The organism is Flavobacterium sp. UBA5153 (assembly GCA_002413745.1).
GTDB lineage: Bacteria > Bacteroidota > Bacteroidia > Flavobacteriales > Flavobacteriaceae > Flavobacterium.
Genome location: DHXP01000012.1, coordinates 15,251 through 36,455 on the forward strand (window position 1 = coordinate 15,251; position 21,205 = coordinate 36,455).

General features: G+C 35.7%; 19 protein-coding genes, 1 pseudogene and 1 riboswitch. Of the genes and pseudogenes, 4 read left to right on the top strand and 16 right to left on the bottom strand.

All coding sequences use genetic code 11. The annotated features are described in order from the left end of the window. Nucleotides 1–593: 593 nt before the first annotated feature. The 7 genes and pseudogenes from B2145_RS02380 to B2145_RS02405 form a co-directional block, all read right to left on the bottom strand. Entirely contained in the window at nt 594–1,082 is a 489-nt protein-coding gene (locus tag B2145_RS02380) for a transposase (RefSeq protein WP_291097718.1), read from the bottom strand. Nucleotides 1,083–1,214: 132 nt separating this feature from the next. After that, complete coding sequence (locus B2145_RS02385; RefSeq protein WP_291097720.1) at nt 1,215–4,217, bottom strand: copper-translocating P-type ATPase; 3,003 nt, start codon at nt 4,215–4,217, stop codon at nt 1,215–1,217. 157 nt (nt 4,218–4,374) lie between these two features. Further along, complete coding sequence (locus B2145_RS17670) at nt 4,375–4,464, bottom strand: hypothetical protein (protein ID WP_414654639.1); 90 nt, start codon at nt 4,462–4,464, stop codon at nt 4,375–4,377. A 53-nt stretch (nt 4,465–4,517) separates the two neighbouring features. After that, nucleotides 4,518–4,733: pseudogene (locus tag B2145_RS02390) on the bottom strand (DUF302 domain-containing protein); the annotation flags it as partial. A 519-nt stretch (nt 4,734–5,252) separates the two neighbouring features. Then, nucleotides 5,253–6,551, bottom strand: a complete 1,299-nt coding sequence (locus tag B2145_RS02395; protein WP_291097722.1) for a TIGR00341 family protein — start codon at nt 6,549–6,551, stop codon at nt 5,253–5,255. Nucleotides 6,552–6,904: 353 nt separating this feature from the next. Continuing rightward, complete coding sequence (locus B2145_RS02400) at nt 6,905–8,710, bottom strand: acyl-CoA dehydrogenase (RefSeq protein ID WP_291097724.1); 1,806 nt, start codon at nt 8,708–8,710, stop codon at nt 6,905–6,907. A 70-nt stretch (nt 8,711–8,780) separates the two neighbouring features. Then, nucleotides 8,781–9,548, bottom strand: a complete 768-nt coding sequence (locus tag B2145_RS02405) for an SDR family NAD(P)-dependent oxidoreductase (protein ID WP_291097726.1) — start codon at nt 9,546–9,548, stop codon at nt 8,781–8,783. A gap of 200 nt (nt 9,549–9,748) precedes the next feature. On the opposite strand from B2145_RS02405, the gene B2145_RS02410 reads away from it, so the two are divergent. After that, on the top strand, nt 9,749–10,663 hold the full coding sequence (locus B2145_RS02410) for a TIGR01777 family oxidoreductase (RefSeq protein ID WP_291097728.1): 915 nt from the start codon (nt 9,749–9,751) through the stop codon (nt 10,661–10,663). 2 nt (nt 10,664–10,665) lie between these two features. On the opposite strand, the gene B2145_RS02415 is transcribed toward B2145_RS02410, so the two are convergent. The 3 genes from B2145_RS02415 to B2145_RS02425 all read right to left on the bottom strand — a co-directional run bounded on the left by B2145_RS02415 (nt 10,666) and on the right by B2145_RS02425 (nt 13,287). Further along, nucleotides 10,666–11,205: a YceI family protein gene (locus B2145_RS02415; protein ID WP_291097730.1), complete on the bottom strand. Its 540-nt coding sequence runs from the start codon at nt 11,203–11,205 to the stop codon at nt 10,666–10,668. Nucleotides 11,206–11,330: 125 nt separating this feature from the next. Continuing rightward, nucleotides 11,331–12,677 (bottom strand): DNA recombination protein RmuC, encoded by a 1,347-nt coding sequence (gene rmuC, locus B2145_RS02420; protein WP_291097732.1) that lies wholly within the window; start codon nt 12,675–12,677, stop codon nt 11,331–11,333. 244 nt (nt 12,678–12,921) lie between these two features. Further along, on the bottom strand, nt 12,922–13,287 hold the full coding sequence (locus B2145_RS02425; RefSeq protein ID WP_291097734.1) for a hypothetical protein: 366 nt from the start codon (nt 13,285–13,287) through the stop codon (nt 12,922–12,924). A 171-nt stretch (nt 13,288–13,458) separates the two neighbouring features. On the opposite strand from B2145_RS02425, the gene B2145_RS02430 reads away from it, so the two are divergent. Beyond that, nucleotides 13,459–14,028 carry a pseudouridine synthase gene (locus tag B2145_RS02430; protein ID WP_291097735.1) on the top strand — a complete coding sequence of 190 codons (570 nt, stop codon included), beginning with the start codon at nt 13,459–13,461 and terminating at the stop codon, nt 14,026–14,028. 89 nt (nt 14,029–14,117) lie between these two features. Beyond that, nucleotides 14,118–14,573, top strand: a complete 456-nt coding sequence (locus tag B2145_RS02435; protein ID WP_291097737.1) for a tRNA (cytidine(34)-2'-O)-methyltransferase — start codon at nt 14,118–14,120, stop codon at nt 14,571–14,573. On the opposite strand, the gene B2145_RS02440 is transcribed toward B2145_RS02435, so the two are convergent. From B2145_RS02440 to B2145_RS02465, 6 genes are all read right to left on the bottom strand, one after another. After that, entirely contained in the window at nt 14,570–15,352 is a 783-nt protein-coding gene (locus tag B2145_RS02440) for an ABC transporter ATP-binding protein (RefSeq protein WP_291097739.1), read from the bottom strand. The two genes, B2145_RS02435 and B2145_RS02440, sit on opposite strands and share 4 nt — an antisense overlap. A 97-nt stretch (nt 15,353–15,449) precedes the next feature. Beyond that, a complete protein-coding gene (locus B2145_RS02445) occupies nt 15,450–15,863 on the bottom strand; it encodes a GxxExxY protein (protein WP_291097741.1) in 414 nt (137 codons plus the stop codon). Between the two features lie 135 nt (nt 15,864–15,998). Then, nucleotides 15,999–17,030: a FecCD family ABC transporter permease gene (locus tag B2145_RS02450; protein WP_291097743.1), complete on the bottom strand. Its 1,032-nt coding sequence runs from the start codon at nt 17,028–17,030 to the stop codon at nt 15,999–16,001. A 1-nt stretch (nt 17,031) separates the two neighbouring features. Beyond that, nucleotides 17,032–18,174 (bottom strand): ABC transporter substrate-binding protein, encoded by a 1,143-nt coding sequence (locus B2145_RS02455; protein WP_291097745.1) that lies wholly within the window; start codon nt 18,172–18,174, stop codon nt 17,032–17,034. A gap of 38 nt (nt 18,175–18,212) precedes the next feature. After that, a complete protein-coding gene (locus B2145_RS02460) occupies nt 18,213–18,476 on the bottom strand; it encodes a Txe/YoeB family addiction module toxin (protein WP_291097747.1) in 264 nt (87 codons plus the stop codon). Next, nucleotides 18,467–18,679, bottom strand: coding sequence for a DUF2683 family protein (locus B2145_RS02465; protein ID WP_291097748.1), 213 nt, complete (start codon nt 18,677–18,679; stop codon nt 18,467–18,469). The genes B2145_RS02460 and B2145_RS02465 overlap by 10 nt, the downstream gene beginning before the upstream one ends. Before the next feature lie 63 nt (nt 18,680–18,742). Beyond that, nucleotides 18,743–19,080: riboswitch (cobalamin riboswitch) on the top strand. Between the two features lie 81 nt (nt 19,081–19,161). On the opposite strand from B2145_RS02465, the gene B2145_RS02470 reads away from it, so the two are divergent. Further along, on the top strand, nt 19,162–21,165 hold the full coding sequence (locus B2145_RS02470; protein ID WP_291097750.1) for a TonB-dependent receptor plug domain-containing protein: 2,004 nt from the start codon (nt 19,162–19,164) through the stop codon (nt 21,163–21,165). The last annotated feature ends 40 nt before the right edge of the window (nt 21,166–21,205 follow it).

Genomic DNA, 21,205 nt, shown 5'->3' on the forward strand with positions numbered 1-21,205 from the left:
AACAACTTTTGTGAATCAAAAAAATATGAAAATTGTATTCATTAATGTCCGATAAAAAATAAAAACTACTGTTTTCATTTTTTTATCTAGCTGTTATTCAGTTGTTTGTTTTTTATATTCTATCATTTCTCAAAACAAGGCATCAAAAAAATGACAATTGTTCTATTTCGGCTTTATCGATAATCCAGGCTTTTTCTGGGTTTTCTAAAAATTTTATCAATTGGATATAATTGATAATAATCTCGTTGTAATTCGTTATTTAGTCGTTGAACTACTACTCACACGATTCTTTTATAATAAAGCGTTCCATTTAAGGAATTATAATTAATAATGAGGCTGTTACGGCAAGGTCAAAATAGAACAACAATCCTATAATTTGGGAAGCAACAATAAAAGTCTAATGCTGGAATAAATCTGGCATTAGGTTTTGCTTTTGTTGCATCATTTACAACCTTTGCATCTGTTTTGCTGGTTTTGGGTGATTCTTAATTTCTTTTGGTTGTCAAAATGGGATTGGGTTGTTCCTTGGAGTTTCGTCACAATAGGAAGTAACCTCAAAAGGGATGCTTTTATTAAGTTATGCGAATCAAGGGTTAAAAAATTAGATATATAAAAGCAGCTGCAATTTTACCAAATATATGAATCAAGAGCCCTTTACTTGACCTTACTTTACTTGCTTTTTGAATATTTGTTTTCTCAATAAGCCAATTAAAAAAAGACTCAATTGGTTGTCTAACCCTTGATACTGCTGTTGAAAACAAATCATTTGCTGCTTTATCTCGGTTTCTAATATCTTGACATTCCCCTTTAACAGCCTTGACAGGCGTCATCATTATAGAGTTATTTTCTTTTTCAAGGTCAGAAAAAAAATCTTGATTGTGATAGATTTTATCACCAAAAAAGCATCTATTTCCTTTGTTTGTCCAAGCTTCTTTAAAAACGGTTAAATCATTTACAGAAGCTGGGGTAATTAATATTTCTTCAGGAAAAGGAATTGTCTTTTCTCTTCTAAAAGCTAATGCGTGAAGTTTAACTCCAAAATAATACAAACTTTTTGTAGAGCAATATCCTTTATCGGTCAAGTCTTTGGCTACTTTTCCAAATCATTTTCCAGAGCAAGTTATTATTGGCATTGATAATATTACTTTTTGATTTTGGTCGCCAAGTTTTTTCCTGTTAATCGAAAATTCCTGCAACCGTTCATTGAAAATTGATTATTTTTTGGAACCGGGCTTAGGCTTGACCTTAACTACTTGTTTATGCCCGGATTTTACTTCAGGTTTGGGCTTGGATTTCGCAACAGTATGATGTTCAGCATTGTCTTTTGGTTGATGCCTGGTATCATCTCTATGTTTTAGTTCAGCCTTAACTTTGATCTTTGGCTCAACCTTAGATTCAACCTTAGATTCAACCTTGACTTCGGTTTTGACTTTAGGTTTCGACTCGCCCTTGTTTTCCTGTTTCGGAATTTCCATGTTCTGGACTGCAGAAACGTCCCCGCGCCCCAGCTTCTCATATAATTCATGTTCCCGGGTGACGATTTCCGGCGTCGAATCTGAAGTTGTATTGGCCTTTGTTTCAGGTTTAGGCTCGTCTTTGACTTTATGTTCGCTTTTAGTTTCAGGTTGAACTTCAGCTTTGGTTTCCGGTTTCGGAATTTCCTGCTCCGTTTTCTCCATGTCCATTACTGCCCTAACGTCCTCGCGTCCGAGTTCTTCGTAAAATTCATGAACCCGTTTGACGATTTCCAGAGTCACAGTGGAAGGTATATTGGTATTTTCTTCAGGCTTGTTCACAGCTTTTGTTTCAGTTATCGGCTCGGCTTTGATATCAGGTTCACCTTTAACTTCAGTCTGAGATTCGTCTTTAGTTTCAGGTTTTGATTCAGCTTTTGCTTCAGGCTTAACTTGAGCGTTTGCTTCAGTCATTGACTCTTCTTTGGTTTCTGATTCGCTTTTATCTTCTTGCTGAGATTCGCTCTTTGCTTCAGAATCATCTTTTACTTGAGTCATCGGCTCGTCTTTGCCTTCTGATTGAGGTTCAGCTTTTGCTTCAGGTTGGGACTCATCCTTTGCTTCAGGCTGAGAATCGTCTTTAGCTTCATCCTTATTTTCGTCTTCGGCATTTGATCGAGGTTCATCTTTGGAATTCAGTTTAGGCTCGTCTTTCAGTCGCAACATACTAGCGTTGACAGCCACAATTACCGTGCTGACCGACATCAGTGCGGCACCAATCGCAGGAGTGAGCAATATGTGCCATGCATAAAGTACACCGGCGGCCAAAGGCAATGCCACAATATTGTAACCTGTTGCCCATATCAGGTTTTGAATCATTTTGCGATGTGTAGCTTTCCCAAACAGGATCAGGTTCACAATATCTTTTGGATTACTGTTTACCAGAACAATGCCCGCTGTTTCTGCTGCAATATCACTTCCTGAACCTACCGCAATGCCCACATCAGCCTGTGCCAGTGCCGGTGCGTCATTTACGCCATCGCCTGTCATAGCCACAAATTCGCCTTTACTTTGGAGTTCTTTTATCTTATCTAATTTCTGATCGGGTAATACTTCGGCAATAAAACTATCCAAACCCAATTTATCACTTACACTTTTTGCTACTTTACTGTTATCGCCGGTTAGCAATATTGATTTAATGTGGTTTTCTTTTAAAGTCTTGATAGCTTCGGCTGATTCCGGTCGTAGCTCATCAGACAAAGCAATGTAACCTGCCAAATCATTATTGATGATTACAAATACAACCGTTTCGGTATCATCGGCTTTGAAGTCATCGGGAACGGCTATCTTATTTTCTTTCAAATAGCCGGGACTAACTACCAGTACCTTTTTACCTTCCACGGTGGCTTCAATTCCTTTTCCGGTTATGGCTTTAAAGTTTTCTGTTGAAGGAATATCGACAGATAAGTCTTTTGCTTTTAGAAGAATACCAGTTGCAATAGGATGCTCTGATTGTTGCTCCAAGGCAGATGCTATCCGAATGATTTCATCTTCAGTAAGTTCACTTTTCAGGGAAACAATTTTTGATACTTCAAATTTCCCAACAGTAAGGGTACCCGTTTTGTCGAATACGATGGTCGTGATTTTTCTTGAATTTTCAAATGCGATTCTGTTCTTGATCAGCAATCCGTTTTTTGCCGATATTGCTGTTGATTTGGCTACTACCAAGGGTATTGCCAATCCTAATGCATGAGGACAGCAAATAACGATCACGGTAATCATTCTTTCCAGAGCAAAGGCTAATGTTTGTCCTGTTAAATACCAATACAAAAATGTAGAGATACCCGCAACAATGGCAATAATGGTTAACCATTTAGCAGCCGTGTCAGCCAGTAACTGAGTTTTGGATTTTGATTTTTGAGCAGCATCAACCAGCTTTACCAGCTGTGAGATATAAGAATCTTTCGAGGCATGGGTAACAGTCACTTTAATTGATCCATTCCCGTTAATTGAACCGGCAATTACTTTTTGACCTTTTGTTTTCTTAACAGGCTTTGACTCTCCGGTAAGCATGGATTCATTCAGGTAGCTTTCCCCTTCCAGAATTATTCCATCGGCAGCAACTTTTTCACCTGGCTTGACAAGAATGATGTCGTTCTCTTTCAGCGTTTCAGTCTTTACATCATGCACCATATCCGGCATTACCATGTGGGCATCGGCTGGCATCAACTGAACCAGTAACTCTAATTCTTTTGATGCCCCAGCAACAGATTTCATTTCGATCCAATGTCCCAAAAGCATGATCAGGATTAGCGTGGCGAGTTCCCAGAAAAAATCCATGCCCTTCAGACCAAAAACAACGGCGGCACTGTAGGTATAAGCTGATGTTATGGCAAAGCCAATTAAAAACATCATGCCTGGCGTCTTTGTTTTTATTTCAGTAACCAATCCTTTAAAAAAGGGCCAACCACCGTAAATAAACACCACTGATGATAAGGCAAGTAAAATATACTTGGAACCTGTAAACTGCCAATCGACACCCATAAATTTCTGTATCATGGCTGATAACAGCATGATGGGAACAGTCAGAATAAGCACCAGATAAAACCGCTTTTTAAAATCAGCAATCATCATGGCATGATGATTATGCCCTTCCATTCCCATTGATGGGTTGTCTTCGTGTTTCATGGAACCGTGGTCCATTTTTGAATGATCCATTTTTGCCATTTTTGCAGGCTCATCGGGTTGTTTTGGATGTTCCATTTTTGATTTATGAATTATAATTCTTCCTTGACTTCGCCACAAGTTGGCATTTTACTTCCCAAATATGGATTTTGAACAGTTTTACTGTCGCTGATCCAATAGGCTCCTTTGCTATCAAAAGCCATGGGGCAGAAGATCGCGAATAAATTACCTTGCTTTAATCCGAAACTTTAATGGTACAATACATGATTTCAGAAAGATGGCTGAAATAGGAACGTTTATTATCCAGTCCTTTGATGTGCCGCATTTCTTTCAGTTTAGCTTCGTACAATAATTGGTGGTTTTTCCAGGCTTTAAGCCTTTGTCTTCAAGTTGTAGGGCTTTGTATGCGAAAGTCGGATTGCAGGCGCCAAGAATTTTATAATTATAAAAATCAACCTCCAATTTTTTCTTTAAGGTGGCTTTTAAGTCAATTTCTGTCAATATGCCAAACCCTTCCGTTTTGAGAGCATCTGTAACTTTTTGAATGACGTTTTCAAAGCTGCCTCCAATTGTTTTACTAAAATAGTATTCCATGTTCGTTTTTTTAAATCAAACCTACTTGTAATATTTTTAGCCTAATTATTAGGATTTTGATAGGAAGTATATTTATCTCCTTTACTTTGATTGAAGTTACTATTGTTGTTTCTCTAGAACATAAATTAGCACTAATTTATCACAATGTAAAAGTAGACTCTCATAACACGAAAAGTGTTACACAAATTTAGGGATAAGTTATATAATTCGCACATTTTCAACTATTTAAATTGAGAGTAAAAAGCGTATGGTTTTGCAGAAATGCTTAATTGAAGACAGTGGGTGATGGGGTAAAATAAAATAGGAAACACGCTAAACTTAAAACTAGAAAAGTTACGTTTCCCTTTCTGTTTTTATAGAAGGCATTCCGTTTTAGATTACAAAAAAAATTGAAGAATTTTGGAACCAGAAAAATAATTTTAAAAATGTTGCTTAACTAATAGTACGGGTTTTATTTACATACCCTATTCAGGTTTCATAGTTTTTAGCAATGTTTGTAAATCTTTTTCTCCGCTCATTTTAGTTTTGCTTATAAATTTCGATTTTGTTTTTCGATAGTCTTTGTTGCAACCACAAAGTCAGTTTTTGTTTTGAAGCTTCGGGAAGGTCTTTTTTGCTTTGGTAAACCAGAACGGGAACTGTTTTTAAACTATCGGTGTTTTTATTGAAAGTGTGATTGGAAATGGATAGATTCTCGATTTCCGGGAATATTATTTTGGCTTCGGACAGTAGTGCTTTGTTGTCGTATTGGTTAGCTAATATATTTTGTTCTAAATTGGCTATTTTCAAGTCTTTTTCATTTATTCCGGTCTTTCCAATGTTGATCTCGTTCAGGATGTATTTTTTCAAATCGGTTGTGTCCTGCCTGATTTGTAATATGGTATTAGCAATTTTATACTCGTTCAATTTTTGGTTGAGGGTCTTAATTTCAGGATCGGCAAATTTTTTGGTCAGAAAACCAAGCACTAATATTTTGGGATTGGTATTAAAAGTAATCTTCTTGTACAGGAGCGTATATCCTTTATTTGAAAATTCATTGTTGATAAAGAGTTCGATTTTTTGATTGTATTTTTTTTCGTCGACAAGTTTATAGGCAAAATAAGTACTGGGCAACAGTAATGCTAGAATTAAAGTCGTTATCACGTACTTTACTTGTTTTTCGTGTCTTTCATCTATTTGTTTTGTTGGAGGATATTTTAAATATTTGACTATAAAAAAGGTGGCGATACATATAAAAACACAGTTGATGGTGTATAAAAATATTGCTCCAAGAAAGAATTTAAAATTGCCTATCGCCAGTCCGTATCCCGCGGTGCATAAAGGAGGCATCAAGGCGGTGGCAATGGCGACTCCGGGAATTGGATTCCCTTTTTCGACTCTGGTTATGGCAATAACTCCAACAAGTCCACCAAAAAAAGCAATTAAAATATCATAAATGTTTGGTGAAGTTCTGGACAATAACTCGGATTGTGTTTCCTTGAACGGACTCAAAAAGAAATAAATTGCAGATACCAACAAACCTACCACGGTTGCTATTGCAAGGTTTTTGAGCGCTTTTTTTAATAGGTCAAAATCAAAGATGCCTAAACTAAAACCAGCTCCCACGATTGGCCCCATCAAAGGAGAAATAAGCATGGCACCAATAACTACTGCGGTCGAATTCATGTTTAATCCAACGGAAGCGATTACTATGGCACAAGCCAAAATCCATAAATTAGAACCCCTGAACGAGATATTGGATTTTACGTTTTCCAATACTTTTTTCTTGTCTTCTTCTCCGGTGTGAAGGTCTAAAAAGTTTACTATTTTATTCGTCATTGCTTTTAATTGATTCTGATTTAATATTTGTTTTAAACCCAAAAACCCAATAATTCCAAAGATTAGTATTGCAATTAGTACTACAAATTTAGCGTTATTTATTTCCGTTTAGATGAGGAATGTCAACAAATAATGGAAGAATGATTAAAGCCCCATAGAGACGATAGGTACATTTTTTTAAAATTTAATCGGACAACAATGAATATTTAGGATGATAATCATAAAAAAGGGCGATTTGTTTCAGTTTGTAAATAGTTCTAATCGTATGTGAATCACCAATTTAGAATATCTAAAAATTTAACTTTGAGTATGATTTTTAGTGAAATTATTTAGGTAAAACTTCGCAATTTTAATTACATCAACATTTCCTTCTCCGATTTTATCGTCACAATTTCAGGGTTCATCAATGTGTCGCTGATAGATAGATGTTTTGGTAATTCATATTTGAAGAAGAATTTCATTGTTTCAATCTTGCTTTCATAAAAAACGGTGCTTTGGTTTGATGTATCACCGGTTTTCAAGGCTTTCTGTGCAATGGTTGCCTGTTTTAGCCATTGCCAAGCGATGGTAATTATTCCAGAAAGTTCCATAAACACGGTGGCATCGGCCAAATATCTTTCAATTTCTCCTTGTTTTGCAAATTGTTGCAAATGATTTAAGGTGGTTTTATAAGTCTCCATTGCCAAAGCCAATTTCTCGGCATAAGGAATTAGTTCATCTAATTCTTTTGCCAAATGAATGGCTTGCATTATTTCGCCTATTAGTAACTGGAACGCTTTTCCGTTTTGCATTGGTATTTTTCTCCCCAAAAGATCAAGTGACTGGATACCGGAAGTTCCTTCATAAATAGACATAATTCGAATGTCACGGTAGTATTGCTGCAAGTCAAAATCCATTGTAAAACCATAACCACCCAAAACCTGCAAGGCATTACTCACCGATGTAATCCCCGCATCCGAGGGATAGGTTTTTACAATTGGCGTTAAAATTTCCAAGAGTAAATACATTTTTTCTCTTTCTTCTCCTTCGGTTACTTTCTCCAAGTCAAAATATTTCAAACATTCATAGATAAGGCTCAAAGAACCTTCCACAATTGCTTTTTGTTGCATCAATAATCGGCGAACATCTGCGTGGTTGATGATTAATATTTGTTCTTGTGCCAAGTCTTTACTGGCAATGGGCCTGCCTTGCGGTCTTTCATTGGCATAATGCAAAGAAGCATAATAAGCCGCCGAAGCAACTGCCGCCGCCGTTTGTCCAACAGCAATTCGGGCGGAATTCATCATTTGAAACATATACGACAAGCCTTTATTCGCTTCGCCAACAAGAAAACCCTTGGTAATTCCGCTTTCGCCAAAAATCAAATGCGTGGTGGCATAACCGCGTTGCCCCATTTTTTGAAAATCTCCGGCACACACAACGTGGTTGTATTGCAATTCTCCATTCACTGGGACAAATTTTGGAACAACAAATAATGAAATGCCCTTCGTTCCCGCTGGCGCACCTTTTATTCTGGCCAATGTAAGATGGACAAAATTGTCGCAGGCTTCGTGTTCTCCGCCAGAAATAAATATTTTCTGCCCGACAATTTCATAATAATCATTTTCGGTTGGGTTGGCGGCAGTAGTAATATCCGACAGGGAACTTCCCGCTTGTGGTTCGGTAAGCGCCATTGTTCCTTGCCATTTTCCTGCTATCATATTGGGCACATAGGCTTCATTCAGTGATTTGTCGCCAAAAGTTTCTATGAGTTCTAATGCGCCGGTGGAAAGACCAATATAACCTTGGGCACTACTATTTGCGGCTTCAAAAATAAGATGTCCCGCCGAATATAAGGTAAAAGGCAATTGCATTCCGCCCTGTTCTAATTCGGTTGTGGCGCTGAACCATCCCGCATCGGCAACGGCCTTAAAAACATTTTTCAATTGCGGATGCGAATGGATTTTCCCATCTTTAAACACCACGGGTTTTTCATCCATTTCTTTAAAAAAAGGAAACATTTCTTTGTCGGCAATATCTTTTGCGGCATTGATAATCAAGTTTATTTCTTCGATGCCACTAATGTGTTCATAGCGTTTATAACCCAATAAATCTTGAATTTTATGCACTTCGTATAAAAGAAAACGAAGGTTATCCATACTTATGTATTGCTTTGTCATAACTTTTTTTGAATTTATGGGTTACTAAAATAATGTTTAATCTATGTGTTTAGCTTGTTTAGCATTTCTGTTAAATGGTATAACCGCCGTCGGCAGTGATTACGGAACCGGTACAAAATGACGATGAATCCGAAGCCAGAAATAAAGCCAAACCTGCAATATCAAACGGTTCGGCTAATTGTGGCAACGACTGTTTTGATAACACGTGTTTCAAAATCTTTTCGTTTTCTATTAATGCCTGACTGAATTTTGTGTTGATTAATCCCGGACAAATGACATTGGCTCTTATGGAATCTTTACCCCATTCTTTTGCCAAAACTTTTGTGAGCGCAATTAAAGTGGCTTTGCTAATGCTGTATAATCCCAAACCTAATCCGGGAGTAATTCCTTCGATGCTACTAATGTTGATTATGGAACCGGCTCCTCTTTGTTTCATAAGCGGATAAGCCAATTTGCACAATTCTAAAGGGCCTTTTACATTGACTGCCATTATTTTGTCGAATGTTGAAATGTCAGTTTCTATTATTGGACCAAAACTTGGATTGATGGCGGCATTATTTACCACAATATCAATTCCTCCAAAATGTTCTACAGTTTTATTTACCAATTTTTTTATTTGGATAAAATCGCCCATATTTGCAGCAATCCCAATGGCTTCAATGCCTTCGTCCAAAAACTCTCTTACTACTTCGTCTACTGCTTCCTGCTTGCGACTGACAATCACGATTTTTGCGCCTTGTTGGCCCAATGCTAATGCGATGGCTTTACCAATTCCTTTGCTGGCGCCAGTTATGATAGCGACTTTATTGTCGAGACGAAATTTGTCAGAGATAGACATAGATAGTTTTTGATAAAGTTATGTAAATAAATAATACTATTTAAAATCAAGTTTGCATTATAAGAAAATTATACTTTCAATGAAAAGGTATTGTTGTGAATAAGTTTAATAACACATTGATTCAACTGTTTATTTGAGGTTTTGGTATGTTGGTTATAAAAATGGAATTTTGTATTAACTTTAGAATCAATTTTGTTGAAATGAAAAAAAATGTACTAATAAGCGGAGGAACGGGATTTGTTGGAAAGAATTTGACTGATTTGTTGGTCAAAAAAGGATATTCTGTTTCAATTTTAAGTCGAAATCTGAAACAAAACACGGAAGATATCACCTATTATAAATGGGATATTTCCAATCATTATATTGATGAAAATGCCGTTTTGAATGCGGATTTCATCATTCATCTTGCTGGTGAAAACATTGCCGAAAAAAGATGGACAGCAAAACGGAAAACGGAAATTATTGAAAGTAGAGAACAATCTATTCAGTTAATTTATAACGTTTTGAAAAAAAACAATAAAAAATTGGAAGTCTTTATTTCGGCTTCAGGAATTGGGATTTATGGTGCAGTGAATGGTTCAGCAATTTGTACCGAAGAAACGCTTCCAGCCAATGATTTTTTGGGAATAACTTGCCAAAAATGGGAAGCAGCAGCTGATACTATAGAAAGTTTAGGCATTCGGACTGTTAAAATCAGGACGGGTTTGGTATTAGGAAAAGAGGATGGATTTTTAAATAAACTGACGCCTATTTTTAAATTGAAGCTGGGTTCAGCATTAGGTTCAGGCAAGCAATATATGCCTTGGATTCACATTAATGATTTGTGTGCTATTTATCTTGAAGCTTTAAGCAACACAAAAATGAAAGGGGCTTACAATGCCGCAATTGCTGATGATATAACCAATTCAATTTTTTCTGAAACGCTAGCTAAAATTTATGGTTATTCTATTTGGTTGCCTAATGTTCCTGCTTTTTTGATAAAAATTGCAATGGGAGAAATGTCCAAAATTATACTCACAGGCAGGAGAGTTTCTTCTGAAAAGGTTGAAAAATTAGGATTCAAATTCCAATTTAAAAGTTTGGAATTGGCGCTTAGGGATTGTTTGGAAAAATAAGTTTATTTCACAAAAAATTCCGTCTTCACATTCACTGTTTCTGCCACTTTCATGCTTAATACTTTTGGGACTTCAATATTAAAATCTTTTATATTGATATCAAAATTCGAAATAATTTCCAAGCCATCCTCTACTTTTCTAAGGAAAACAATAGTTGTGATTTCTTTTGATTTCCCGTGTATTTCCAGTTTGCCTTTCATTTTAAATTCTTTGGGAGAGGTTCCAATAATGTTCCAATTAAAACCCAAAATTCTACCCTTGAAAGTAGCTTTTGGATAATGATCACTTTCCAAATAATATTCATTGAAATGGTCTTCCATTATAGCGATTTTAAAATGAAAATCTTTGATTAAGGATAAACTGTAAATTTCTCCAGTTTTTATATTTAAGACACATTGAGCTGTTTCGTTTGAAGCTTTAACTTCTTCAAATAAAGGAACAGAGGCCTCGAAATTTATGATCCCTTTATCGGTAATCATTTCTTTTTGGGCAATAATAATATTCGAAATTGACAACAGCAGTAACAGTGTAATTTTTTTCATATTGAAGTATGAATTGAATTATTTAAAGTTACGCTATTTTTTAGACAATTCTATAAAAATTGTAGGAAAAATTTGCCTGATACAAAAAGGAGAGCCTAATTCATTTATAATGGATCGAATAAATTTTATAGGTTTAGTTCACTGTCCACGTTGGCACGATTCAAGATATTTTCGGGAAGTGCTTTTTTGGCTTTGGCACCCATTTTCTTCAATTTTTCCACACTCGTGATGAGGTTTCCTTTACCCTCAACGAGTTTATTCATCGCACCTTGGTATTCGACTTTGCTTTCGTCTATTTTTTTTCCAATTTTAATTAAATCAGCCACAAAACCCTCGAATTTATCGTATAAAGCTCCAGCTTGTCGCGCAATTTCAAAAGCATTTTCCTGTTGTTTTTGGTTGGCCCACATACTGTCAATCGTTCTTAAAGTTGCTAAAAGGGTAGAAGGCGTCACGATTACAATATTTTTTTCGAAAGCTTTATTGTATAAGGTTGTGTCTTCATTCAATGCCAAAGCAAAGGCGGGTTCCATCGGAATAAAAAGCAACACAAAATCAGGACTTTCTATTTGGTATAAATCATGATAATTTTTTTCTCCCAATTGCTCCACGTGGCGTTTTATAGAATTGACGTGCTCTTTTAAATAGCCGTTTTTCAAACTGTCATCTTCTTCGTTGATGAATTTTTCATAAGCGGTCAATGACACTTTCGAATCGACAATCATCTTTTTTCCGTCAGGAAGATTGATAACTACGTCAGGAAAAACACGTTGACCACCTTCGTTGGTGTGAGATTGTTGCACATAATATTCTCGGTCTTTTTCTAATCCCGATTTTTCGAGAACTCTTTCCAGCACCAGTTCGCCCCAATTTCCCTGCATTTTGCTGTCGCCTTTCAAAGCCTTTGTCAGGTTGATGGTTTCCTTGCTCATTTGGATATTCATTTCGCGCAAGCCCAGTATTTGTTGGCGTAAAGCCGCGTGATAATCGATACTTTCTTTGTGCGTGTCTTCGACTTTCTTCTCGAACAATTGTATTTTATCCTGCAAAGGCGAAAGAATATTTTTCATATTCTCCTTATTTTGCTCGGTAAACTTGCTTGATTTTTCGTCCAGGATTTTATTGGCCAAATTCTCGAATTCCTTGGTAAACTTTTCTTGTAATTTTTCGACTTCTTCCTTTTGTTCTTTGTTGCGTTGCCAAAGATTTTCAAAATCGACTTCCTTCTTGGTGAGTTGAATGTTGATGGCTTCTTTTTCGTTGCGAATGCTTTCTTTTTCTTGATTGGTTTGTTGCAGTTGTTTGTCCAAAGCCGTTTTTTCAATTAAATATTGCTCTTTTAAATCATTCAGTTTTTCTTCTAGAAATGTTTTTTCAGACAGTGATTTGGCAGAAAAAAGTAATTTTCCAATGAAAACACCAATGGCAAGAGCGACAATAAACAGCAATAAAAACGGGAGCATATTTGACATAAAAGGATTGTTTTTGTAAAAAAGTAAAAGTAAGGAATATTATCAATTTAAGAATGTATAAGAAGATAATTTGAAAAATGTATTTTTAGATTTTAGGATTAAATCAATTTATCCTAATTGAATTGGAATATTTAGAGTTTATTTTTTTTTATAATAATTTTTTGAGAATATAAGAAATAGACAAAATAAAACAAGCCAACAAGAAATTTAGTTCTTGTTGGCTTATCATAAACAAAATACAGGATTATTCGTCTAGCTTTATATTTCCTCTGTCCTTATGATTATCGGGATTTGAATTAGGATATCGGTGTGCTGTAATATCAGAGTTGTGGTCTTTGTTTTCGATCATTCTTTGTGTTTCTTTATCTGAAAAAATCTCAAGGCTAGAACTCGGATTTTCATTATCGGCGCCAGTATTTTGTTCTGGATTGGCATCAACATTGCGTGCTCTGTGGACAATTTTTTGTTCTCCACTGCTATTGGTTTCAACTTCTGCCACAAGTTTTGTTGCTGCTGGATCGTAATTTTCAGTTGAATTTTCGGCACTGAATTCATCTGCTGTATTTTGCTTATTGTTCATTTTTTTTGAACCTAAATCAGTACTTTCCATAATGTTTTATTTTAGAGTTACTATTGTCAATTTTTATAAAGATATTCTATTTGGTTATGGTAATGCAATCATTTAACATAGGTTTTGGTTTGTGGGTATAAATGTATCGCTACGCAATTTTTAATGTTACCAAAACAAAACTATATTTGCTTTCTCTAAATTAAAATATAAATGAACCACTCTCATTTCATTATTCACAAGCCTTATGGTTATTTGAGTCAATTTATTTATGAATTGAAACGGAAAAAGAAACTCTTGGGCGAATTGCACGATTTTCCATTAGGAACAATGGCAATTGGTCGTCTTGACGAGGATTCCGAAGGATTATTGTTGCTTACTACTGACGGAAAAATGAGTGAAATCGTTCGAAGTAAAAAAGTCGACAAAGAATATTATGTGCAAGTTGACGGTATCATCAATCAGGAAGCCATTGATAAAATGAAAGAGGGCGTGGAAATTGGATTTAACGGAACAAAATATACAACTAAACCTTGCCAATCATCTCTAATTAATGAAATACCGGCTTTTGGAGCAAGAGGAAAAAAAATAAGGGACGAACGTCACGGGCCAACTTCCTGGGCTTCCATAACGGTCAATGAAGGAAAGTTTCGCCAAGTCCGAAAAATGACGGCGGCCGTTGGATTCCCAACCTTGCGATTGATTAGAGTTCGGATAGGAAACGTATATTTGAACGATTTGCAAGCTGGGGAAGTAGTTGAGGTTGAAAGTTTTTTTTCGTAATCTTGTCATTTCGACAAAGGAGAAATCTCATTAATTAATTGATGTGAGATTCCTCGTGCCTCGGAATGACAAAATAATCAAATAAATATATGTTAAACATTGTTTTAGTAGAACCCGAAATCCCCAACAATACCGGAAATATTGGCCGTTTGTGTGTGGGTACCGAAAGCCGTTTGCACCTGATTCATCCGTTTGGGTTTGTCATTAATGATAAAAACTTGAAACGTTCGGGTTTGGATTATTGGGGACATTTGGATGTTACCGAATATCAAAATAGCGAAGAATGGATTGCCAAAGTTTCCGACAAATCCCGAGTTTTCTTGATGAGTTCCCACGCCGAGAAATCTATTTATGAAGCCGATTTTCAGGATGGAGATTGGTTGGTTTTCGGGAAGGAAAGTGTGGGATTGAGTGAGGAATTTTTAAATCTATTTGAAAACCATTTGACGATTCCAATGTCGAATTTGATTCGAAGTTTTAATATCGCCAATTCGGTTGCGTTTGTTATTGGCGAAGCCAAGAGGCAGATTAGCTTGAAGATTTAAGAAATCACAAACTTCCCTTTTTCGCCATCAAAAACGATGTGTTCGTCTTTAAATAAAGTATTGAAGCTTCCTTTTGTAATCAAATTGCAAGGTTGATCCTGAACGACATTTTCGGGAGTCATAATAATTATTTCGTCGCTCAATTGTATCGCCAAATCTATGTCGTGAGTAGAAAATAATATACATTTTTGGGTTTCTTCGGTAAGTTTCTTCAATAATTTAAAAACCGAAACTTTATGCAATAAATCCAAGTGTGTTGTGGGTTCGTCCAAAATAATCAACGGAGTGTCCTGTGCCAAAGCTCGTGCAATCAAAACTTTTTGTAATTGTCCGTCACTGATTTCGTAATGTTTTTTTGTTGCCAAATGGCCAATTTGCGTGAGTTCCATTGCTTCGTTGACTTTTGCAAAATCTACTTCGGTTAATTTTCCAATCCAATTGGTATAGGGTTGTCTTCCCAAAGCGATGAGTTCAAAAACGGTCAAGTTGCTTGGGGGCAATTTTTCGGTAAGGACTACACTTAGATTTTTTGCCAAGGTTAGCGCCTCTAATTTGTGAATGTCTTTTCCGTTAAGCAAAACGGTTCCCGAAATGGGTTTTTGGATTCCAGTTATTGTTCTTAAAAGAGTTGATTTTCCAATCCCATTGGCACCAATTAAGGTAATTAATTTTCCTTCCTTTAAATTTAAGTTTAGATTTTCGGCAATGGTATATGTTGAGCTTTTGGTTTTATAACCAATGCTTAAATTTGAAGTGGAAAGGATGTTATTATGGCTCATTTTTATTTAGATTTTTTTAAACACATAGAAACATAGTTTTTTGGATTCTATAAAAGAGTTTATAGTTGAAACTTTGTTTCAAACATAGCGAAATAGTTTACTTTTCGGGTAAATTTTTAAAATATTCGTTTACAAAAGTTTTCTGCCCTTCTTTGAAAATATTGAAACAATTAAAATTAATTAAAATGCCTTTTGGAGCTTTTAAAAGTTTCATATAGGTCAGAAGCTGAGCTTCAAATATAGGATTTGGTTGTATTACTGATTTTAATTCTACAACTAAACAATTTTCAATCAATAAGTCACATTTAAAATCTATTTTTAGTTCTTTGGTTTTATAAATTAGAGGAACTTTCATCTCCGTGGAGAAATTTATTTTTCTCTGGGATAATTCTTCTTTTATGCACTGATGATAAACACTTTCGAGCAAACCTCTCCCCATTATTTTATGCACTTCTATGGCAGAACCAATAACTTCATAAGTTAAATCGTCTAAATATTTTTGTGTTATCATATTTCGATTTTTTTTATTTAATAAGACATAATTATAGTTTTTAATTTTATACTATGAAAAATCGGAGATTTTGTTTCTATCATCATCTCTCAAAAAACTAGAAAAACTATGTTTCTATGCGTTTAAAAAAAAACATTATGTAATCATTTTACGTTTTCTAATCAATAACCAAATCACGATTGGCGCTCCAAAAATAGAAGTCACGGCATTAATTGGCAACGTAATATCACTTCCCGGAAGTTGAGAAATACTGTCACATATAAGCATAATAATCGCTCCAAGAAGCAGCGTGCTCCAAAACAAAATTTTGTGATTGCTGGTTTGAAAAACTAACTTGGCAATGTGTGGAACGGCCAATCCGATGAAAGCAATTGGGCCGGCATAAGCGGTGATGCTTCCTGCCAAAATACTGGTGCCCAAAATAATAATCAATCGAGTCTTTTCATAATTCATTCCCAAACTTCGGGCATAGTTTTCGCCCAAAAGCAAGGCGTTCAAAGGTTTAATGCTCAAAAGGCTTAAAAGCAAACCAATTGCCACGCAAATTGACAAAATTACGATGGACGACCACGATAAATTGCCGAGGTTTCCCAATGACCAAAAGGTGAATTTTTGCAATTGTTCGGCCGTGCTAAAATAAGTGAGCGTTCCCACGATGGCACTGGTTAAACTCCCAAACATTAACCCGACAATCAATATTGCCATCGTGTCACGTAAGCGGTGTGAAACGGCTAAAACTGCCATTAAAACCAAGAAACTGCCCAAACTGGAAGCCAAAACAATTCCGTAAGAAGAAAGCAAAACCGAAGATAAACCGACAGGCAATAAAGTAGCTCCCAAAATAACCATTGCCACCCCTAAACTGGCACCGGAACTTAATCCCAATACATAAGGTCCCGCCAATGGATTTCTGAACAAGGTTTGCATTAATAATCCGCTGATGGATAATCCCATTCCAACGAGAATTGCTGCGATGGCTTTGGGTAATCGATAATTTATGATGATGTATTGCCAAGTTTCCTTGCTGGAATTTCCTCCTGTCAGGCTATTGAATACGTCTTTTATAGGAATGGAAACCGAGCCCAAGCTGATGTTGATTAAAAACAAGAACACGACTCCGATGATTAGGAAGGTAAAAAGAAAAGTATTTCGGTTGGTTTTGGTCAATTTATTCTAATTTCTGATAAAAAAAAAGTTTATGGTTAGGCAATAATTCGGGATGAAATATTTTGATTAAATCTTTCAAAACCCAGTCCGGTCGAGTTGGAGACCATTCGAAATAGATGATTCCTCCTTTTGCCCCTTTATTTACCGCATACGAATATACTTTTTTATTTTTAAACGAAGCAAACTGATTGTAATGCGGATTGCTGTCGCTCATTTCTTTCAAGGAAGCAAAATTGCCGGGTGCAATCCAGAATTCGGCATTTTTAGCAAGTTCCAACACATTTTCAAAAGGCAAGGGTAAGCTGCCGGTTCCTTTGGTGTTTTTCCATAAATAATCGGACTGTGCATCCTTCAAAAATAAGGAAGCCCAACTCTCTCCTTGTGGTACGAACCATTGATTTTGGTACATTGAACCGCAAAGAACAGAGGGTCTTACAGTTGCTTTTTTGGCCAGAGCCAAAGTGTTGTTGTATGCTGCTTCAATCTCCGAAAAAACCGCATTTGCTTTGGAATCTAATTCGTATAAGGCGCCAAAAAGCTTAATCCATTCGGCTTTTCCAAGGGGTGATTGTTCATTCCAATCGCCGTCGAACATCACTTTTAGACCGCTTTTTTGCAGGTTATCCAAAATAGGATTACTATTATTTAAACCAAAGCCCACAATCACGTCTGGTTTCATATCGATTAAAACTTCGGTATTCAGGCTTTCATTGGTTCCGACTTCCCTAATTTTTCCGGTGTCAATTAATTCCCGGGTTTTCTCGGAGGAAATATATGCCGTATTTGGGAAACCAATCAGTGTGTTTTCCACTCCCAACAATTCCAGCGAAGGAATATGCGTGGTTGAAGTGACTACAATCGATTTTATTGGAATTGGAATAACGGTAAACTGCTTTAAGCTGTCGGGAATAATTCCGTTTTTTTCTTTGAGAATATAGGTGAAATTCTCTTTGGCTTCCGGCCAAGGATTAGTAATTTTAACTATCGAAAAGCCTTTGCGTTTGTAGATTTCCAATCCTTTTGCATACTGAATTGAATTCTCGGAAGTTGCAATTGTGTTCTTGGAAGTTTTGTTGTTTTGTTTGCATCCAATAAAGGAAATAACAAATAAAAAAAAGAGGAATTTAAAAAAAATGGATTTCATAAAGTTTTTTTCAAGAAAGGCAAAGAGGCAATTGATTTTTAATAATGGCCTTTTAAGGAATAAACTATAATAATTTTTTCTTCTTCGAAAACCCGATATACTAAACGATGCTCGTTATTTATTCTTCTGCTCCAAAAACCGCTATAATGGTGTTTTAGAGCTTCGGGTTTTCCTATTCCGGAATAGGGAGTTTCTAAAATTACTTCTAAAAGTTGGCGGATTTTCTTCAGAATTATTGGGTCATTTGCTTTTTTGAAATGTTTCAAATGTTCGGTTGCTTCTTTAGTAAAATCTATTTCCATATATCATCAAGTTTCATTCTAGTAACTTTTCCGTCTTTCGCATCTTGAATGCTTCGTTCCATAGTGGCAACAAATTCAGGACTATAAGCACTTTCTTCGGACTTGGTTTTAAAATTTTCAAACTTGATTTTCAATGCTTCAAGAAAAGCTTTGATCACTTTTTTTTCTTCATTGTTTTTTGGATGGACGATAATTGTTTCCATAATATCATTATTTGATACAAATATATAAATAAAATTCTAATCATTTCAATTCCAAATATTCTACATTTGCAGCCGTATTGAGGTTGCTGTTTTTAATTTTAAAACCGCATTAAAAGGGAATCAGGTGAGAGATTGCAGATTATAGATCATAGATTTCGGATTGTAAAAAATCCTGAATTAAAAATCGAAAATCAAAAATCAAAAATCCTGGGCTGTACCCGCAACTGTAAGCTATCAAGCTTGTTGTTATCTACAAAACCATTGTTCAAAAATTTAGGAATTAGTGATTTGGGAATTAGGATTAAAACAATCCTTAATCTAAAATCCTTAATCCTTAATCAGGAATGAGAAGGTAAACAACAAGACGCAAGCCAGGAGACCTGCCTGTTACATTGAGTATCAAACTTTCGGGAAAAAAGGTTTGGGTATGGGTAAATTCTATGCTTTTCTCCCATTTTTATCATTAAAAATGTTTTATTAAAATGAACAACAAAATCGTTCGTATTGGTGCGTTATGCGTGCTAATGACTACTTGTGCTTTTGCACAACAAAAAGATTCCTTAATTACAAAAAATGAGAAGAAATTTGATTTCGTTGATAAAGCGATTGGAATTCCTATCAAAGATCTTGATGAAGTAGTAATTTCTGATTCCAAATTTGCTTTGGCCAAAGAAAAATCAGGGAAAGTAATTACAAAAATCACTTCCGAAGACTTAAAAAATAATGCGGGACAAAGCATTGCAACCATTCTTAATTCGGTTGCGGGGGTAGAAATTAACGGAAACCAGAGCGCTGCCGGGAAAAATTTGGGCTACTACATTCGTGGCGGAAAAAACAAGCAAGTGCTTATCCTTATTGATGGAATTCCTGTTACTGACGCCTCGGGAATTAGTTTTGAATATGATTTGCGTTTGCTTCCTGCGGATCAAGTCGAAAGTATTGAGATTATGAAAGGTGCCGCCAGTACTTTATATGGTTCCGGTGCTGCAACCGGTGTAATCAATATTACTTTGAAAAAATCGGGTAAAAAAGCCATTCAAGGAAATGCTTACATTAATGCTGGAACCAACAATACTGCTTTCACTTCAAAGACAGGTCTTCAGGATTTCAACCAAGGATTTTCGGTAAATGGAAACGTAAAAAAAGTCAACTATTTTGCTTCGTTGAATAGCACGGAAACGAACGGAATGTCGCAAATTGCACCGCCAAATGCAAACGTTAGTTATGAATCAGACCGTTTTTCAAGGATAAATTATTTGGCAAAATTAGGGTATAAAGCCACCGATAAATTGGCATTGGACTTCTTTGGAAATTTTGATAAAATCAACAATGATTATGATGCTGGTTTCGACAATACGGGTTCTAATGACACCAATTTGAATTATTCGAAATCGGAACAATTTCGATTTGGTTTTACTCCAAAATACAAATACACTAAAGGGGAATTTGTAATGAATTCAAGTTTTAATAAAATTGTGCGTTCGTATCATGATTTTAACAGCTATTCCAAAACGGTTGGTTTTTCGCAATACGAGTCAAGAAGCGTAAATGTTGATGCCTATAACAAATATGAAGTTGCTAAATCATTGTTTTTGGTAACAGGAACACAATACCAGTTTTTTGACATGAACAGCGGAACGCCTTATGGAAATATCGCTAAAGAAAATGCCAAATTCAATATGATTGATCCCTATATAACAGGAGTTTTTACGTCAGATTTTGGTTTGAATGTCAATGCCGGAGCGCGTTTAAACATTCATAGCGAATACGGAAATCAACTGGTTTATAACCTGAATCCTTCTTATGATTTCAAATCCATCCCATTAAAGATTTTAGCTTCTTACAGCACTGCTTTTGTGACTCCCAGTTTGTATCAATTGTATTCTGAATATGGAAACAAGTCTTTAACCCCAGAAAAAAACAGTACCATCGAAGGAGGTTTTGAAACACAACTTTTGGATAAAAAATTCCGATTGAATGTGGTAGGATTTTACCGTGAGCAAAATAATTTTATTGGGTTTTACTACAATCCAGTAACTTATAAAGGGAATTATACCAACATCGACGGAACCAATAAAGCCAAAGGAATTGAAATGGAAATCGCTTTTGCTTTAAGCGAAAAAATCAAATGGAATTCCAATTATACATATACGCAAGTGGATGAAGCCTTGAACCGGTTGATTCCAAAGCACAAAGTGAATTCGTCTTTGGATTTCCAAATTAATAAAAGAGCTTTTTTTAACGTGAATTATCAATATGTCGATAGCAGAAAAGACGCTTTTTTTGATGGCAATTCTTATAAAACGCAAAATGTCGTTTTGGGTTCTTACCAATTGGTAAATGCTTCCATTCGATATGAATTGGTAAAAAACAGATTGTCCATTTTTGGTGCGGCAACAAATATTTTGAATGCCAATTTCGTTGAAAATGTGGGTTATAGTACGCTTGGAAGAAACTTCAAATTGGGATTGAATATCAATTTATAATTAACAAATTTGGGTTAAACAAAATGAGGCTTTCAGTGAT

What these genes read in the sequence shown, in the direction of transcription:
- B2145_RS02400 (WP_291097724.1), bottom strand. Translation starts at nt 8,710, where the DNA reads ATGACAAAGCAATACATAAGTATGGATAACCTTCGTTTTCTTTTATAC.
- B2145_RS02455 (WP_291097745.1), bottom strand. Translation starts at nt 18,174, where the DNA reads ATGAAATCCATTTTTTTTAAATTCCTCTTTTTTTTATTTGTTATTTCC.
- rmuC (WP_291097732.1), bottom strand. Translation starts at nt 12,677, where the DNA reads ATGTCAAATATGCTCCCGTTTTTATTGCTGTTTATTGTCGCTCTTGCC.
- B2145_RS02465 (WP_291097748.1), bottom strand. Translation starts at nt 18,679, where the DNA reads ATGGAAACAATTATCGTCCATCCAAAAAACAATGAAGAAAAAAAAGTG.
- B2145_RS02385 (WP_291097720.1), bottom strand. Translation starts at nt 4,217, where the DNA reads ATGGAACATCCAAAACAACCCGATGAGCCTGCAAAAATGGCAAAAATG.
- B2145_RS17670 (WP_414654639.1), bottom strand. Translation starts at nt 4,464, where the DNA reads ATGCGGCACATCAAAGGACTGGATAATAAACGTTCCTATTTCAGCCAT.
- B2145_RS02430 (WP_291097735.1), top strand. Translation starts at nt 13,459, where the DNA reads ATGAACCACTCTCATTTCATTATTCACAAGCCTTATGGTTATTTGAGT.
- B2145_RS02395 (WP_291097722.1), bottom strand. Translation starts at nt 6,551, where the DNA reads ATGACGAATAAAATAGTAAACTTTTTAGACCTTCACACCGGAGAAGAA.
- B2145_RS02405 (WP_291097726.1), bottom strand. Translation starts at nt 9,548, where the DNA reads ATGTCTATCTCTGACAAATTTCGTCTCGACAATAAAGTCGCTATCATA.
- B2145_RS02445 (WP_291097741.1), bottom strand. Translation starts at nt 15,863, where the DNA reads ATGATAACACAAAAATATTTAGACGATTTAACTTATGAAGTTATTGGT.
- B2145_RS02460 (WP_291097747.1), bottom strand. Translation starts at nt 18,476, where the DNA reads ATGGAAATAGATTTTACTAAAGAAGCAACCGAACATTTGAAACATTTC.
- B2145_RS02435 (WP_291097737.1), top strand. Translation starts at nt 14,118, where the DNA reads ATGTTAAACATTGTTTTAGTAGAACCCGAAATCCCCAACAATACCGGA.
- B2145_RS02470 (WP_291097750.1), top strand. Translation starts at nt 19,162, where the DNA reads ATGAACAACAAAATCGTTCGTATTGGTGCGTTATGCGTGCTAATGACT.
- B2145_RS02415 (WP_291097730.1), bottom strand. Translation starts at nt 11,205, where the DNA reads ATGAAAAAAATTACACTGTTACTGCTGTTGTCAATTTCGAATATTATT.
- B2145_RS02440 (WP_291097739.1), bottom strand. Translation starts at nt 15,352, where the DNA reads ATGAGCCATAATAACATCCTTTCCACTTCAAATTTAAGCATTGGTTAT.
- B2145_RS02410 (WP_291097728.1), top strand. Translation starts at nt 9,749, where the DNA reads ATGAAAAAAAATGTACTAATAAGCGGAGGAACGGGATTTGTTGGAAAG.
- B2145_RS02425 (WP_291097734.1), bottom strand. Translation starts at nt 13,287, where the DNA reads ATGGAAAGTACTGATTTAGGTTCAAAAAAAATGAACAATAAGCAAAAT.